This window comes from Acinetobacter sp. RG5, from assembly GCF_031844265.1.
Classification (GTDB): Bacteria; Pseudomonadota; Gammaproteobacteria; order Pseudomonadales; family Moraxellaceae; genus Acinetobacter.
Window position 1 is genome coordinate 1 of the sequence record NZ_JAUZUV010000009.1, and the last position, 14,968, is coordinate 14,968.

A 14,968-nucleotide genomic window follows, 5' to 3' on the forward strand; every position below is an offset into this window, starting at 1 on the left:
TATTTCACCAGAATGTACTCTCAAAATATATTTAAATCATCTTCCACTTCATTTGAAATCGATCTCTCTTCTGGAATTTACCTATGATTTTCAGCACTAACTCTTATCACATAAAATCCAGAAAGTTTCTTTATTGAAAAATTCTGGATTTGTATATTTTTTTAAAAATTATGTAACAAATACGATTGATATTTGAGCAAAATACCAAACAATATAACTTCAAAATGAAATATCAATATTCTTTAATAGCACAACTCCATTCATTTAAACTTATATTTAATCTTTTTAATACCTTTCTCACAAAAGTCGCATGGTATTCCACTTCACTCCCATGATGACCTATGCGATATATTTTTCCACCCTGTTGTAAACGACTTACCTTTATTTCACTACCCTTGCCTTGCTCAATAACAACATGAAACGTTTGCTTCAATATTTTAAAAAACTTTTTGGATTTTATTCCACGATTAAACACAGTAATCTGATTATTATTCGAGGAGTCTGCATCAAATACTTGCTCATTCAAACTATTTTGAACAAAAATTTGCTCATAATCCTCATTATCTATAGTAATTTCATCATTAAAGATTTCAATTGTAGATTCTAGCACTGAATTACGTTGCTTTATCTTTTGTGCGGCTTTTGCATACCAATCAATAAATAAGGCATGAAATTTTCTTATCACATATAAATTAAAATCTAGTGCAACTTCGACTCCAACTAAATCCATCATAGAAGAATTTAACCAAGGAGATTCTACAGGAGAGATTAAGCCATCTCTATTGACTCGAAGAACACGTCTATAAGTGGCATCCATACGAGATTTCTTAGTTGCTTGTACAGACATATCTTGTTGATCATAACCTATACATATACGTCCTAAGCCATCACCGAAAGTTTCCCATTGCCATAAAGCATATATTTTACCTTTTGGAGCACCAATCATGGCATATTGTTCATATTCAAGCGGTAATTCCAAGTCAATTATAGTATCTGCAGCTTTAAAATTTTTGACTAAGAGCCTACGCATTTCACGTAAATCAATTGCCAGATTATTTATTTCATTTTCATATTTTTCAACATTATCGTATTTTGGAAGAATTTTTTTAAATCTTAAATCAATATGATTTAGAAAATATGTTGTCGCATATTCATCTTTTAATATTTTAGCAAATGTAATATCGGGCGAAATTTGAGCATTTACTAAATCATGTTCACTAATACCCTTTAAGAGTAAAGATCTATCACTTACTGGTTGTATGCGGCCATGCTGATACAAAGCAATGCCTCCATAACACCCCTCATTAAGGACATGCCAATACATTGATTTAGAAAATGTATAAAGGCTATCTGAAAATAATGCTGCTTTATTAGATTCTTTAATAATTAAATTAATATAACTTGCGAATACATTGAGAAAGCTATTTTGATATATATTGTAGTTATTAAACTTAGTTATAAATTTACCATAAAAATACTTTTGTCCTATAGTTTTAGAATAATTAAAATATCGCTTTTTAATATCAAAACTAAAATTATTTTTAGATAGTAAAGTGGATGCAACCTTCTCATTGACACCCTCATAAGAATTATTTATTTCAATCAAACTTTTTAAGATTTTAACTAATTCAAGCCTATCACTATCATCAATATAAGAATAAAATTCATGATTTTTAGGAATTATTGAATAATTTAATGAATGAATTTCATATTCAAAACTACTCATCAGATGTCTTTTATATTCTAATGGAATTGAACCCTGCTCATTTTTAAATCTTCGAGCACTATTAATACTGTTTTGTACAGAGTTTACAAATTCATCGAAGTCAAAGTCAAAAATTTGTTCATAAGTCTGCCATTCATGTTTATATATATTATTATCTAAACGTTTTTTATCATTAGATGTAATCAAACCTTCTTCATAAATATTCTCAATTTTATCAATTATATACTGACATAAAACATTATCAATCACTAAATCGTCTTTATATTTTTGAATATGTTCAATATCCATTTCTGAAGTATTATCAATAATAATTGCACTCATTGCATAATTCTTTTTCTCAACAGTAAATACCTGTTTTCCCATTGAAATTTTAAAAAAATTTTTACATTTATTAAATGTCATTATAAATCTAAAAATTACTTGTTCTACTACAGGTAGATCTATTTTACGTCTTTGATAAGCTAAATTATAGGATTGAATAAAATCTTTTAATAATGCACTTATAGCTCCAACTTTGGTATCGGTTGGTTGTGGATCTGGCAATGTTTCATTGATCTTATTTAAGAATCTGATAAATTCTTCATGAGTTTGAACTCCTTTAAAAGGTAAAGAAGTTTCAATGAAATCCATCACTGTCTTTACAGCTAATACATAATTATCTCTGATTACATTATATTCTTTTTCAACTCTAACATTAGTCAACCGTTGTTGATCTAGAATTTGCTTATTTCCTTGCTTGTTAATTTTCGATAAAATTGACTTTTTTTCCTCTTGCAACATTTTTATAGTTTTTGCATCATACTTATCATTTAAAATATTCAACTCTTTTTGCGAGTCATCTAACCTTACTTGTAAATTTTTGAGTACAACTTCAATTTTTTTGAATCCGACTTCATCTTTTTGCTTAGCATATTTTTTTAATTTAACTTCATAGTTTTTAATTTCTTTTTTGGTTCCTGATATCAAATTTGATAATTTTCTAAGATTATCCTTAGCAAAATTAATTTCCTCTTCAATTTTTTTCAATGACAAACTTAATTCAATCACAATTATTCCCCGACATAAGTTATTTATGATTTTTTGTTTCTAAATATAAGATTTAAACATACAAATTTGTATTATTAAATAAGCATGTCTTTAAAAATTAGATAATTATTTTTTAGTTAAGATAAGTTTTGAGCAGTTGCAATATAAGAATCTTGATCATTTTAAGCACAACTTGTTATTTAATAGATCTCTTTTATAAATCAAAAACGATCTATCTCTTGCTGATTATTTGTACCGAAATAATTTTAAATCTTCATGCATAATTTGCGGATGAAATACATCGACTTAAAGAAGCTTTCTGAAACACAATTTAAGCGATATACAGGCATATCATGGTCAACCTTCGATTTAATGGTTGAACAACTAAAAATGCTTGTGCCTGCTAAAGGTAGACCATCTAAGTTAAGCATAGAAGATCAAATCCTTCTGTGCTTAAGTTATTGGCGTGAATACCGAACATTGTTTCATGTCGCAACGAGTTATGGTGTGTCAGAGCCTACTGCTTCAAGAATTGTCCGCCACGTAGAGGATTGCCTGATCAAGTCCAATCTATTTAATTTACCCAAGATTTTGCCTGAAGGCGAAGGTATCGACTGAAATGTTGTGATCGTAGATGCCACAGAAATTCCAATACAAAGACCTAAAAAAACAGAAGAAAAGCTATAGTGGCAATAAGAAAGCACATACTTTTAAAGTTCAAGCCATTATCCATTATAGAACACAACAAGTTCTGAGTTTATGCACGAGTCGTGGTGCTGTACATGATTTCGAGCTTTTCAAACGCAATTTGAATCAGATTCCTAAAGGTGCTTTTATTCTTGCAGATAAAGGCTATCAAGGAATCTATGCAATGTATCCAAATAGCTTATTGCCTCTAAAAGCAAAGAGATGCTGCAAACTAGATCCCGAGCTAAAAGTTTACAATCAAGAAATCAATAAAAGAAGAATTGGAATTGAACATGTATTCGGCAGTTTGAAAACTTTCAAAATCCTTGCCGAGCGATATCGTAATCGAGGTAAAAGATTAGCTTTAAGATTCAGTTTAATTGCTGGAATCTATAACATGGAACTGAATAAAAAATGAATTATGAAAGAACTTTAATTAAGATAGAGAAAGTTTTTTTAAACAATTTTTTTCATAATTTGAGATCTGATAGCTCTCCCTCCCTGTAGAAAATTTTAAATATTTTTTAATGAACTGTAAAATTCTTTAGGTTCATGAATCATAATTTTATTAATACAATAATTTATATATACAATGCATTGTAAATTAAAGAAGATTTTTAAAATATATTTATGAACTAGATTTTAGGTGAACATAAGTTAAATAACATCTCTACGACAGCACCCTAATTTAGTTGCGTTACCGCAACTCATTTCAATCGTTGGTGCTATGCTTGACAGCTTATGTAACCAGTGACATCGCTGTCAAGCATCTGTTAATGAACATAATATAAGTTATGCAGAAATCAGATCGCTACTCGATTTGCGTGCAAGCAAGCTTACGCAAATCTGCGTGGCTATGACATCAATATCATTATTGATAAGACTTGATCTCAGCCATAATTTTTTGAATGGATGCTCTATCGTGAATTTGTAAATGATCTCTTATGTAGATGAGTTTATTTATATTTTTTTGAAGTACGTCTTGTTGTTCAGGGGCAGCTAATTTCGTTTGTCTGCTTAATTTAAATATCAAGCTACAAATACTTTCCTTGACAATTTCATAGTCAATAATTTGTTTATATTCAATACGTTGTTGATCAGATAAAGTCTTGTCTAAATAATCTAAATTAAACTGAATGAGTTGCATCACATGATCTCAAGTTGAGGATCGAAACACTGGCGCGTCTGTACTTATGGTAACGATAGCAAATATTTCCCGTCCTTGCCTGCTCCTTAAGCCACGCATAAAGCGTTTGTTATCAATGATCACCAGATCACCATCCTGCCAGTCAATTTCTGAAGTCTGGGTTTCACAGCGCTCTGCCAGTTCTGCGAGTAAGTCTGAACTGATTTCTGAACCGTCTGCAAAATAAAAACGGGGTTTTTCATAATTGTAAGAAGGCCCAAGTAAGGTATTGGCGAAGGCTGGAACACCCTTAAGATTGTCATGGCGGACCATCGGCATATTTAAATGGTAGTACACTCCCCCATCATGTGTCGGGCTAATCTGCTGTCCAGGCACCATCTGGATAAAATGTTGTAGCTCCTGCTGGCCGACCTGCTCTGCATTTTCAATATTCAAGGCAGTGGCCACATATTTCTGCCAGATCGGTTTGGGTAAATAACGGCTAATGATCATCGGTTCGGCAAATTTCTGCTTGAGAGCATCCGACATATTTTTCCAGACTTCATGCCCATCACATAAGGTAGTCTGCGAACCGCGCGAAGCACTTTTCTCACTGAAAAAGGCGATGATATCGGGCGGTAAAGGCGTCGTACCATTTTCAATATGTAGTCCCATGGCCTGGGTACCGGCATCAACTCTCTGGGACTGCCGGGTGATGTTTTCCCGCGCCGGATCATAGGTCAGCCGCTGGCACAACCTATTCATGAGCTCACTAAACGATGTCACGTCATAGTGTTCATGTCTTAACAAAACCCAGCCCTGTTCTACCAATTGCGTTTTAATCTGTTTAGGGGTGGTGTGCAAAGCTTGCTGTGCAATATTCATGTGTTCGCTCTCATTCAACAGATCTATGGGTCTGTGAACTATGCAAAAATAGATTGGGACTCGTCCGGTATCAGTTCAGCCTGAAACTTTTGCTGGATCTGCTGTCTGCGCAGTTTGCCGTTGTCGGTCAACATCTGGTTTGTTCAGGGAAAATGGCTCTGGAGATCTACACCAGTGTTTGATCTGAGCATAGTCTGGCATCCGGCTATTGGCCCGTTGAATCGCTGCTACCAGTTGCTGGTCTGAGGTGTCATTAGGGGCATAAATCACAGCCGACAGATAGGGCTGGGCTTCGCCAAAAATGGCAATCTGCTGGATTTCCGGCTCGGTCAGACTGTTGGACTCAACTCATTCCGGGGAAATATTGCGTCCAAAACTGCTGATAATCATCTGCTTGATGCGTCCGGTAATGTACAAATAGCCTTCCTCATCAAAATAGCCGGCATCACCCGTATGAATATACGGTGTCGCGGCCTGATCATTGACATAACCCTGCATGGCATTGCCCTTCACTACTACTTCGCTGTTGGCTGCAATCTCAACTTCGACATGCGGTAAAACCCGGCCCACACTGCCAATGCGGCGTGCACCCGGCAGATTCAGACTGACTACCGAGGCACACTCGGACAGGCCATACCCCTCATAAACCGGAAGGTTAAGTTGCTGACACTGTTTGAGTAAATCAGCAGAGACTTTCCCTCCACCGACCGCAATAAATTTCAGCGTCTTGAACCCTGTAGCACCGTGTTCAGCGCTATATTCCACAATCGCTTTCAGCATCTGCGGTAATAAAATCACACTTTCGATTTGATAGCTCTGCACTGCATTTACAAACCGCTGTGTATCAAAAGTATGGTTAGATACCAGACCGAACTGGCTCACCTCGCCAACAATTACGGCGCGTCCCATGCTCAGTTCGACATAAATGCCGGCAATATTTTCCAATAAGGTGGCAAATGGAATCAGGCACAAATGCCGTCCAAGCTGACTGCTGGCCAGTGCCTGACTGAGTGAATGCGTAATTGATTCTATGGTATCTTCTACCAGACACACGCCTTTCGGTGTCCCCGTACTGCCAGAGGTATAGGTGATTTTTGCTGGTTGCTGGGTTTGTAAAGAAGATGAATACTGTACTGCCTGTTCTAGCTGAAAAAAGCGTGCATGTAGCTGGCCAGTAATGGAAATCTCATCTCTACTCATGTCTTGAGCCAGATTTAACAGCCATTCTGGTGCAGAGAAAGATTCATCTAGAGTACAGAGCAGCTCGGTTTGGCTGTCGGAAAGCAGATGCCGTACTTGGGCTGCAGTAAAAAACAGAGGCACCGGAATCACGGTCATGCCGGCTTTTTGTGCGGCAAGATCGACCACAATCCAGTCGATGCTGTTCACGCCCCATAAGGCCAGATGGCGCAGATTAAGCTGCTTGAAACCGGCACTCAATAATTCTACCCGCTGCTGTAGCTCCGCATAGCTGAGGGTTGCCTGTGTGGTGACTACCGCTTCAAGCTGCGGATATTGTCGTGCTTGCAGGCTGATACGTTCAAATAAAGCAGTCATCATTTAAATTCTGTGCCTCGGTAATCAAGCAAAATGCTTTAATGACTAAATTGATAAAATTGACGAGCGACTTGTAGGGCCTCTGCCACATCAATCGCCAGCACATAAGGTTTCTGCTGGTAATAACTGCCCCACAGGCGTTGTGCCTCTCCAAGGACTTGCGGGTCAGCCTTTTCAAGCACATGAAAATGTAATCCCATTTGTTGCAGCACATAACGCACAGCGGCTGTCCCGGTACATACTGCCCATTCGATGTGTTGCTGCGAGAGATGAAAAACCAGAAACGCTACCATCAGTTTGGCTTTGTCCATATCTAGTGCTGCCAGATTGCCAATTTCTACTACTTTGTCTCGGCTGACCGTGGTCTGGCTGAGCTTGCCAAGAATATTTTCAATTGGTTCATCGAGATACTGTTCCAGAAAGGCATTAAATTGATTTAAATGCTGCATTCACCACCTGCATCTCGGCACCGTGATAACCGGCAAACAGGGTCGAAGAGAAGCTCGATACAGTGGCCTGATGGACTTGCTGATATTTTTCCTGAATAAAATGTTCCAGGCTACGGCGTTCAGGTGTCTCGCTTTGTTCTACAGTTTTGACCGTCAAATGTAGCGATTGATCCTGTGCTGAAATTACCGGATACGCCGGAGGTACTTGTACTAAAAATTTATTGTGATGGATTTGTTTTTTATATTCAGGCTGCTTGAAATATGTATTTAGAAAGTGAATCTGACTAGATAAATAAGGATCAAAACTGAACTTGATCATTTGGCTCACACCACGAAATTAACTTGCTACTCAAGATAGAAGTCCAAACTTAAAAAATTCTTAATTTTGTGCAAAAGAATGTAAAAGCTGTGTGTATAAAAAATCCAGAGAACGGCCGGTTTTTTAAGAACATTTTAAGATTGAAAATTTAAGTTAATCCTATCTCTTGTTAACTGAAACTGTTCTATGTCTTCCTACCGCTCACCTTATAAAGGCACCTCAGGAACGCAGCGTATTTTTAATGCGACCCGTTATTCCCTGGCTGGTTTTAAAACCGCCTTTCAAAATGAGGCCGCCTTCCGGCAGATCCTGCTGATTAATCTTATTTTGATTCCTCTAAGCTTTTGGATGCCAGTTAGCCGGGTTGAGCAAGCGCTCATGGTCGCCGTGTGCCTGTTGGCGTTGATCATTGAACTGATTAACTCAGCGATAGAGGCAGTGGTAGATCGTATTTCCATGGAACGGCATGAACTGTCTAAAAATGCCAAGGATATGGGCAGTGCGGCTCAGTTTGTAGCACTTAGTTTAATTGCCCTGACCTGGGGCATCATTTTGGCTGGTCATTTGATTTGACCTCTGCTCTTGCTACTGCCTGAAATGGACAACTTAAAAATGATCACTGACCGTTCCCGGTTTTTACTGACCCAAACTTTACTTTTGATCTTCAGTTTTTTGATTCTTCTCAACTTCTTTGACATTGGAGGAGTGCTGGACTTACAGCTCATCTATCCCTTTATCGATGATCATGGTCAATTTCCCCTTCGACAACAATGGGCACTGGCAGAACTCAATCATCGCTATGTGAAAGACCTGCTGATTCTGGTGTATATCACATTATTACTGGCCTGGTTGGCATCACTAAAATGGCAGAACTGGCATACGCGGCGCTGGGAATTTGGCTATTTCTTTAGCATGGTGGCAGTGACCACAGCCTCAATCGGAATTTTAAAATCCCAGTCGGCCCATGCCTGTCCCTGGAATATGGTTATTCCCACTTATGATGGTATTTTATGGGATTTTAGTGCTACTGCGGGCCACTGTTTTCCTGGAGGGCATGCATCTAGTGGTTTTGCGTTGATGGCTGGTTATTTTGTTTATCGCATTTCTAACCGCAAGCGGGCTTATTTTCTTCTGATCGCTGCAGTAATTTTAGGGTTGACCATGGGCTGGGCACAAATGATGCGCGGAGCACATTTCCTGAGTCATAATTTATGGACTGGCTGGATTATCTGGTGCATGAATGTCATTGGCTATACGCTGTTTAGCCATAAACTACCCATAGAAAAGACCACTCCTATACTCTCTAGTATCAGGCAACCTTAACTCCAAAAAAACCAGAAGCTTATTCGCTTAGGCTTCGATTAAAGGAAGCTTGACCTGTACACAAAGGCCACTCAGATTGGTACTTCGCGAAAATTCTAGTGTTCCACCCAAGCGCTCGGTGGCTTTATCTACAATGGATAAACCCAAACCGCTGCCAATTTCTGCATGGTTATGTATCCGGTAGAAGCGTTGCCGGATCTGATTGAATTGAGCAGGATCTATCCCTGCCCCACTGTCTTCAATTTGTAAAACCGCCTGCCGTCCTTGCTGGAAAATAGATACATTGATCACGCCATCCTTCGGACTGTATTTAATTGCATTATCAATTAAATTATAAATAATCGAGTGCAAAGCTGAAACCTGGCCCTGAATCTGCAGTTCCTGTTGCTGTTCTACGCCCAAATCAATGTCTTTCTGTAGCGCCAATTGAATTAGTTCTTCGATACAGGTGACTGTCATCTGATTCAGTGATAGCAATTGAACAGGTTCGCTTAAACCTTCGGTCACATCCTGTTTTGCCAGACTCAATAACTGGTTGACCAGATGCTGCATGCGCAAAATGCCTTGACTCAAATTATGGATAGACTCGCTTTGAGGGAACTGCTGTAGCAAAATTTGCAGCTGTAAGTTTAGTGTTGTCAGTGGCGTGCGTAATTCATGGGCAGAATCTGCTACAAATTGACGTTGTTCCTGTTGGGCCAGAGAAATGCGGCCAAACAAATAATTCATTTCCTGAATGGTCGGTTCCAGCTCCAAGGGATAATCTTTCATTGCAATTGGCTTTAAGTCTTGTGCCTTGCGGCTGGCCAATTCAGTTTTAAAATCATTGAGCGGCTGAAAATTTTTCCGGATCATCCAGCCTAAACCGAATAATGCAAAAGGTAAAAAAAGCACATAAGGAAGAAACATATTGGCTGCCAGCTCCAGCGCCAGTTCCTGCCGGACATTTTGCTGCTGGCTCACCTGAATCTGTAATTGCTTAGCAGGAATAATATAAGTTAACCAGGTTCCATACGGCGTTTGATGCTTGTAGAAACCTGCTTTCCTGACCGGCGCCACCAGAACATCCTGCAGATGCAAGGAAGTGGCTGTATCTGTATAGGACCAGATATCTACAAATAAATCTTCTTCACTGTACTGTTTTGCCAGATCGATTTGACTTTGTAAGGGTTGCGGATGATTTTCTGCAATGCGCTCTGCCAGACTTTGCATCTGTTTATCCAGTACTTCATTAATTTCTTCGAGCGCAATCCGGTATGCAGCAAAGATCAGCACACAGCCCAGCACCACGCTAAACAGTGAAATATAAATAACCAGACGTTTTTGCAAGGAATAACGTTTCTGCATGGCGCTCATCCTAAGCGATACCCTAGCCCACGTATGGTACGTATGAAGTCTTTTCCTAATTTTGCCCGCAGATGATGGATATAGACTTCTACCGTATTACTACTGACATCACTGTCAAAGTCATAAAGCTTGTCTTCCAGATCATTCTTGGAAAAAATTTTATTCGGATGATTTAACATGGCCATTAAGATGAACCATTCCCGATTGGATAATTCTATAGCCTGTCCATTAAACAGAGCGATATGCTGCTCCAGATCTAGTTCCAAACCGCTGTGTGATAATTTCTTATTCGTATCTATCCCGGTATTTTTTAAACCACTACGGCGTATTAAGGCATGAATACGGGCCAGCAACTCGTCAAATTCATAGGGTTTAATCAAGTAATCATCTGCTCCCTGATTCAGCCCATCCACCCGGTTTTGTAACTGATCCCGGGCGGAGATAATCAGCACCGGTAAATTCGGAAACTTCTGCCGGATATTTTTTAGCACCAGCATGCCATCCATCATCGGCAAGCCTAAATCGAGCAGGACAATATCGTAGACCTGCTGCTGTAACTGTTTTAAACCCTCAATCCCATTATTGACCCAATGCACATCAAACTGATGCAGCTTGAGCAATGTTTCAGTCGACTCGGCAATCATAAAGTCGTCTTCAATAATTAGTATTTTATGCATTTCAAGCTCTGTTCTTTAATGATGGTGAGCATTGTGCAAGCATATCATTTTTAGCTTCAATCACTTGCGTTTTTATATCCAGCAAGCTTAATAAGCTGGGGAAAAGATGATCCTGACTACGGGCTTGGTTGGTCTGTCCTTTGAGACAGCTGACCTGCTGGGTATTCTGCTGCTTCCAGGCATCGGAGAACCACATCAGCATCGGGACATGGGTTTGCTGAGTGGGCGCCATGCTATAAGGAGCACCATGCAGGTATAAACCATGCTCTCCGGTGGATTCTCCATGATCAGACAGGTACCAGAAACCGGTCTGATATGGAGTCTGCTGCTTTAAAGTTTCAATGATCTGGGCAAGAACATGGTCTGTATATACAATCGAATTATCATAGCTATTCTTTAATTCTTCTGTACTGCAGCCCTGAATAGCATTGGTATTACAGGTCGGTTGAAATGGCTGATATGGCGCTTTGGAACGCTTGTAATATGCGGGGCCATGACTACCCATCTGATGCAGTACAATTAATTGTGGTTTCGGGTTGTTTTTATCCAGATGCGCCAGATAATCTTTCAGGCTATCTACCAGGATTTCATCAAAACATTCACCACCAGCATCACACCACTTCTGTTTCAGTTGTGCCGGAATCTGATACTTTTGTACCCGGTCACAGGCACCTTTACAGCCTGAGTTATTATCAATCCAGGTCACCTGATATCCGGCGCGCTGGGCAATATCCAGCAAACCTTCACGGTGGCTGGCTAGCTGTTCATCATAGGTTTCACGTGACATGCCCGAAAACATACACGGGACTGAAACGGCTGTTGCAGTTCCGCAAGAGCTGACCTGATTGAAATTAATCACCGCTAACTTGCTCAGTTCAGGATTAGTATTACGCGCATAGCCATTTAAGGCAAAACTCTCGGCACGTGCAGTTTCTCCCACTACCAGCACCATTAATTTGGGATGCTCCTGCATTTGAGCCTGCTGTAACAGATGTGCATCTTCGCCAAAAACCACCAAAGGCAAATTCGCTTTAGGTGCTTTCTTTTTATAATAGGACAAGGTGGACGCGATGCTATTTTGTGGAGAAAGCATTCCCTTCAGATCACGATGCTCTCTGAAGATGGCTGCATAATCGACATAGAAACAGAACAATAAGCCTAGAATCAGTCCAAGTGAGATTACACTGCTCAAGCCTTTTTGTAAGATTTGACGCCCCAGCGATGCAGGCTGTATTTTCAGTATCCACACAACACAGAGGGGAAAAATCACAAACACCAGTGTCCAGATGATCAGTCGCATTGACCAGAGATCTCGAACTTCACGGGCATCGGTTTGCAGCATATTCTGGATCTGGTCAGGCGTAATAACGACCCCTAGACTATTGACAAAATAAGCACTAAAGCCACCCAAAATGATCAGGACACTGGCCAGTATTTTGGCATTCCATTTCCAGTTCAGCCACTGTAATATCAGATTGTAAAACGCAATAATGATCAGAGCCGTGGCGGCCATTAACAGACCTGCTTTTAGATTGGCATAAGGCGTAAATTCATGGATTTTCTGATAGAAAGCAAAGTTTAGGATCAGTCCTAGCCAAATAGCCAGCAACATGTTGAAGCCTGAAAGACTAATCGACTTTTTAGGTCGCTGACTAAAAAAAGACGAATGGGAAAACAGCTTCAGCATGATCCGTGGCTCAAAGACTTTAATATGCTTTAGCCTAGAATTTGAAACTTAAAAATGGCTTAAAATGATTGGATCATTTCATAATATATGCAAACCAGCCCTTCTTTATTTCAAACTCAGAAGAATAAAGATAAGCCCTAACATATGTAGAATCTGGCTAGGCGCAAAATACAGAAAAAACTTCCATCCCCCGGTCACAAAAGAATTGATACTTTTAGACACCGCATGTGCCGCAAGTCCAATCATGACCGCATAAATTAAAGTCAGGTTGTGAGGATTTCCCTGTATCACTACACCTGCTACAGCAGCATGCACTTCAAATAAAGAGGCTAAAAAAGTGCCTAAAATTAAGCCGCTATCCCCCAGTAGAAGATTCGCGCCGTAAATCCCAGCCTGGATTAAGGTCAAACTGACCGCAATAATTACCGCTTCTTTTATACTGAACATCCGGCTATCAATTTCTTGTATTTCATTAATGCTCATACTGTTATCCGCTTGGGGAGTTCGATAAATCAAGAATCCGGCAGCAATACATAAAATTCCGATGCCCACCAAACTCGGAATTAGCAGAAACTTGAACCATTCTACGCTCACTCCCAGAACAATCAGCAAGAGCTGTAATAAGGTGGCAATACAGGAGATTAATCCCGCACCTGCATTTAATTTAGCACTGGCCTGTCCGGATCGAACTTGCATGCCCAAACTGGCAATTGTGGCCGTACTGGAGACAAATCCCGAGGCTAAGGCAGATAAAATAAGCGCCTTATCATTGGACAGGATTCGTTTTGCCACATGTGCCATGGACTGCACAATCAAGATTAAAATGAGTAATTTTAGGATGATATAAGGATTGAGTACGGCGCCCCACAAGGGCTTATTGGGCATGACCGGCAACGCAATCAATATCAAAGCCAATAAAAGTAGCCCATCTCTTAACTCATAGCTTTGGATCGTTTTTCCGGCAAATTGATGCAATGTCTGTTTGCCCATCAGGATGATCGTGAGTAGAACCGCCATCCCTGCAGCCAGTGGGATATTCCACACACAAATAGCGCCAATGATATAAGTCATCAAAAAAGCCAGTTCAGTGGTAGAACCGATATCCTGCTTCTGTTGAAACAGGCTATACACAGAACAGGCTGACCGCGACGGCTCCTATCACTCCAATATAGAGATGCAAAAGGAAGCATGAAGCACCCAATAAGGCTGTAATCGTAAATGATCTTAATCCTGCAAAACTCTGCTCATGGTTATTGTTTTTATGACGTTCACGCTCAAGTCCAATTAAAAGCCCACAGCCTAATGCCGACAGCATGATGGTCAGTAATTCCTGAAAAGATAAACTTTGCAAAAGCATATTCAAGAGCATTCACCTTGTGTCATCCAGTGACAGTGCGTATTTTTAGTATATAAATAGTTTTTTAAAGCAGCCCATCAATTTAACCGCTGTATCTTTAAATTCTGGGCTATAGATAGCTGTAAATTATTGGATCAGTCTGCCATTCATCCTTATTTATGGTTTACATAATTCCCTATTCTTAGTAGACCATTTTAATCAAAATTACAAAAGTTAATAAGCTTTTAAATCTAAAATATTTTAATCCTACATCAGCTCCAGGATTAGGCAGGTTCTGTTTCCCCGACCTGATGGTAAGCACGATTAAAATAAACCAGGGCTCGATCTTCCTGATTCTGTTGAATGGCAACAATCGGACAAATCAAAATCGTATGTGTACCAACTTCCTGGATCTGCCCAATTTCACAATCAAAGCTCACCAGTGCATCTTGAAGTACAGGAGAACCTGTTTCTAATTCAGTCCACTCACCCTGTTCAAATCGTTGTTCAGAACTGAATTTTGAAGATGCAAAAACATTTGAAAGATGCGCTCGATCTGCACTGAGTACATTTACGCACAGCACTTTATTTTCAACAAAGTTGATATAAGAACGCGATGATTTATTCATACAAACCAACAATGTCGGTGGTGTATCGGTCACGCTACACACGGCAGACGCAGTAAAACCATGACGACCTGAATCGCCCATCGTGGTCACTACATTCACTGCACTTGTTAATAAAGACATTGCGTTTCTAAAGTCTGTCGCTTCAACCATCACCGTATTCCAACATTCAGCTTTTTATAAAGAGCGTTATATCA

15 protein-coding genes and 1 pseudogene are annotated in these 14,968 nt (G+C 39.5%); 4 read left to right on the forward strand and 12 right to left on the reverse strand.

Annotated elements, in window-relative coordinates; all coding sequences use genetic code 11:
• Positions 1 to 232 precede the first annotated feature (232 nt).
• Complete coding sequence (locus Q9R21_RS09555; protein ID WP_311204331.1) at positions 233 to 2,773, reverse strand: hypothetical protein; 2,541 nt, start codon at positions 2,771 to 2,773, stop codon at positions 233 to 235.
• A gap of 270 nt (positions 2,774 to 3,043) precedes the next feature.
• On the opposite strand from Q9R21_RS09555, the gene Q9R21_RS09560 reads away from it, so the two are divergent.
• Complete coding sequence (locus Q9R21_RS09560) at positions 3,044 to 3,370, forward strand: transposase family protein (RefSeq protein ID WP_311204332.1); 327 nt, start codon at positions 3,044 to 3,046, stop codon at positions 3,368 to 3,370.
• A 16-nt stretch (positions 3,371 to 3,386) separates the two neighbouring features.
• Complete coding sequence (locus Q9R21_RS09565; RefSeq protein WP_311204333.1) at positions 3,387 to 3,857, forward strand: transposase; 471 nt, start codon at positions 3,387 to 3,389, stop codon at positions 3,855 to 3,857.
• A gap of 453 nt (positions 3,858 to 4,310) precedes the next feature.
• On the opposite strand, the gene Q9R21_RS09570 is transcribed toward Q9R21_RS09565, so the two are convergent.
• The 6 genes from Q9R21_RS09570 to Q9R21_RS09595 all read right to left on the reverse strand — a co-directional run bounded on the left by Q9R21_RS09570 (position 4,311) and on the right by Q9R21_RS09595 (position 7,775).
• Positions 4,311 to 4,586: a hypothetical protein gene (locus Q9R21_RS09570; protein WP_311204334.1), complete on the reverse strand. Its 276-nt coding sequence runs from the start codon at positions 4,584 to 4,586 to the stop codon at positions 4,311 to 4,313.
• A 9-nt stretch (positions 4,587 to 4,595) separates the two neighbouring features.
• Positions 4,596 to 5,450 carry a TauD/TfdA family dioxygenase gene (locus Q9R21_RS09575; RefSeq protein WP_228305181.1) on the reverse strand — a complete coding sequence of 285 codons (855 nt, stop codon included), beginning with the start codon at positions 5,448 to 5,450 and terminating at the stop codon, positions 4,596 to 4,598.
• A gap of 75 nt (positions 5,451 to 5,525) precedes the next feature.
• Positions 5,526 to 5,720, reverse strand: a complete 195-nt coding sequence (locus Q9R21_RS09580; RefSeq protein WP_311204335.1) for a hypothetical protein — start codon at positions 5,718 to 5,720, stop codon at positions 5,526 to 5,528.
• Positions 5,721 to 5,798: 78 nt separating this feature from the next.
• On the reverse strand, positions 5,799 to 7,010 hold the full coding sequence (locus Q9R21_RS09585) for an AMP-binding protein (RefSeq protein WP_311204336.1): 1,212 nt from the start codon (positions 7,008 to 7,010) through the stop codon (positions 5,799 to 5,801).
• Between the two features lie 35 nt (positions 7,011 to 7,045).
• Positions 7,046 to 7,456, reverse strand: coding sequence for a thermostable hemolysin (locus Q9R21_RS09590; protein ID WP_311204337.1), 411 nt, complete (start codon positions 7,454 to 7,456; stop codon positions 7,046 to 7,048).
• Positions 7,434 to 7,775 carry a thermostable hemolysin gene (locus tag Q9R21_RS09595; protein ID WP_004729797.1) on the reverse strand — a complete coding sequence of 114 codons (342 nt, stop codon included), beginning with the start codon at positions 7,773 to 7,775 and terminating at the stop codon, positions 7,434 to 7,436. The genes Q9R21_RS09590 and Q9R21_RS09595 overlap by 23 nt, the downstream gene beginning before the upstream one ends.
• 186 nt (positions 7,776 to 7,961) lie before the next feature.
• On the opposite strand from Q9R21_RS09595, the gene Q9R21_RS09600 reads away from it, so the two are divergent.
• Together Q9R21_RS09600 and Q9R21_RS09605 are read left to right on the forward strand one after the other, a co-directional pair.
• Positions 7,962 to 8,348, forward strand: coding sequence for a diacylglycerol kinase (locus tag Q9R21_RS09600; RefSeq protein WP_004280235.1), 387 nt, complete (start codon positions 7,962 to 7,964; stop codon positions 8,346 to 8,348).
• A gap of 39 nt (positions 8,349 to 8,387) precedes the next feature.
• Positions 8,388 to 9,098 carry a phosphatase PAP2 family protein gene (locus Q9R21_RS09605; RefSeq protein WP_311204338.1) on the forward strand — a complete coding sequence of 237 codons (711 nt, stop codon included), beginning with the start codon at positions 8,388 to 8,390 and terminating at the stop codon, positions 9,096 to 9,098.
• 27 nt (positions 9,099 to 9,125) lie between these two features.
• Here the strand turns inward: Q9R21_RS09605 and Q9R21_RS09610 are convergent, their stop codons facing one another.
• The 5 genes and pseudogenes from Q9R21_RS09610 to Q9R21_RS09630 all read right to left on the reverse strand — a co-directional run bounded on the left by Q9R21_RS09610 (position 9,126) and on the right by Q9R21_RS09630 (position 14,924).
• A complete protein-coding gene (locus tag Q9R21_RS09610) occupies positions 9,126 to 10,445 on the reverse strand; it encodes an ATP-binding protein (RefSeq protein WP_311204339.1) in 1,320 nt (439 codons plus the stop codon).
• 5 nt (positions 10,446 to 10,450) lie between these two features.
• Positions 10,451 to 11,122, reverse strand: a complete 672-nt coding sequence (locus tag Q9R21_RS09615) for a response regulator transcription factor (protein ID WP_311204340.1) — start codon at positions 11,120 to 11,122, stop codon at positions 10,451 to 10,453.
• Between the two features lies 1 nt (position 11,123).
• A complete protein-coding gene (locus tag Q9R21_RS09620; protein ID WP_311204341.1) occupies positions 11,124 to 12,809 on the reverse strand; it encodes a phosphoethanolamine--lipid A transferase in 1,686 nt (561 codons plus the stop codon).
• Between the two features lie 105 nt (positions 12,810 to 12,914).
• Positions 12,915 to 14,178, reverse strand: a pseudogene (locus Q9R21_RS09625) (MgtC/SapB family protein).
• A 251-nt stretch (positions 14,179 to 14,429) separates the two neighbouring features.
• Entirely contained in the window at positions 14,430 to 14,924 is a 495-nt protein-coding gene (locus tag Q9R21_RS09630) for a flavin reductase (protein ID WP_004646907.1), read from the reverse strand.
• Positions 14,925 to 14,968: the final 44 nt, after the last annotated feature.

Excerpts from the sequence above, each read along its gene's own strand:
- Q9R21_RS09560 (WP_311204332.1), top strand. The coding sequence starts at position 3,044 with ATGAAATACATCGACTTAAAGAAGCTTTCTGAAACACAATTTAAGCGA.
- Q9R21_RS09565 (WP_311204333.1), top strand. The coding sequence starts at position 3,387 with ATGCCACAGAAATTCCAATACAAAGACCTAAAAAAACAGAAGAAAAGC.
- Q9R21_RS09570 (WP_311204334.1), bottom strand. The coding sequence starts at position 4,586 with ATGCAACTCATTCAGTTTAATTTAGATTATTTAGACAAGACTTTATCT.
- Q9R21_RS09575 (WP_228305181.1), bottom strand. The coding sequence starts at position 5,450 with ATGAATATTGCACAGCAAGCTTTGCACACCACCCCTAAACAGATTAAA.
- Q9R21_RS09585 (WP_311204336.1), bottom strand. The coding sequence starts at position 7,010 with ATGATGACTGCTTTATTTGAACGTATCAGCCTGCAAGCACGACAATAT.
- Q9R21_RS09590 (WP_311204337.1), bottom strand. The coding sequence starts at position 7,456 with ATGCAGCATTTAAATCAATTTAATGCCTTTCTGGAACAGTATCTCGAT.
- Q9R21_RS09595 (WP_004729797.1), bottom strand. The coding sequence starts at position 7,775 with ATGATCAAGTTCAGTTTTGATCCTTATTTATCTAGTCAGATTCACTTT.
- Q9R21_RS09600 (WP_004280235.1), top strand. The coding sequence starts at position 7,962 with ATGTCTTCCTACCGCTCACCTTATAAAGGCACCTCAGGAACGCAGCGT.
- Q9R21_RS09605 (WP_311204338.1), top strand. The coding sequence starts at position 8,388 with ATGATCACTGACCGTTCCCGGTTTTTACTGACCCAAACTTTACTTTTG.
- Q9R21_RS09610 (WP_311204339.1), bottom strand. The coding sequence starts at position 10,445 with ATGCAGAAACGTTATTCCTTGCAAAAACGTCTGGTTATTTATATTTCA.
- Q9R21_RS09615 (WP_311204340.1), bottom strand. The coding sequence starts at position 11,122 with ATGCATAAAATACTAATTATTGAAGACGACTTTATGATTGCCGAGTCG.
- Q9R21_RS09620 (WP_311204341.1), bottom strand. The coding sequence starts at position 12,809 with ATGCTGAAGCTGTTTTCCCATTCGTCTTTTTTTAGTCAGCGACCTAAA.
- Q9R21_RS09630 (WP_004646907.1), bottom strand. The coding sequence starts at position 14,924 with ATGGTTGAAGCGACAGACTTTAGAAACGCAATGTCTTTATTAACAAGT.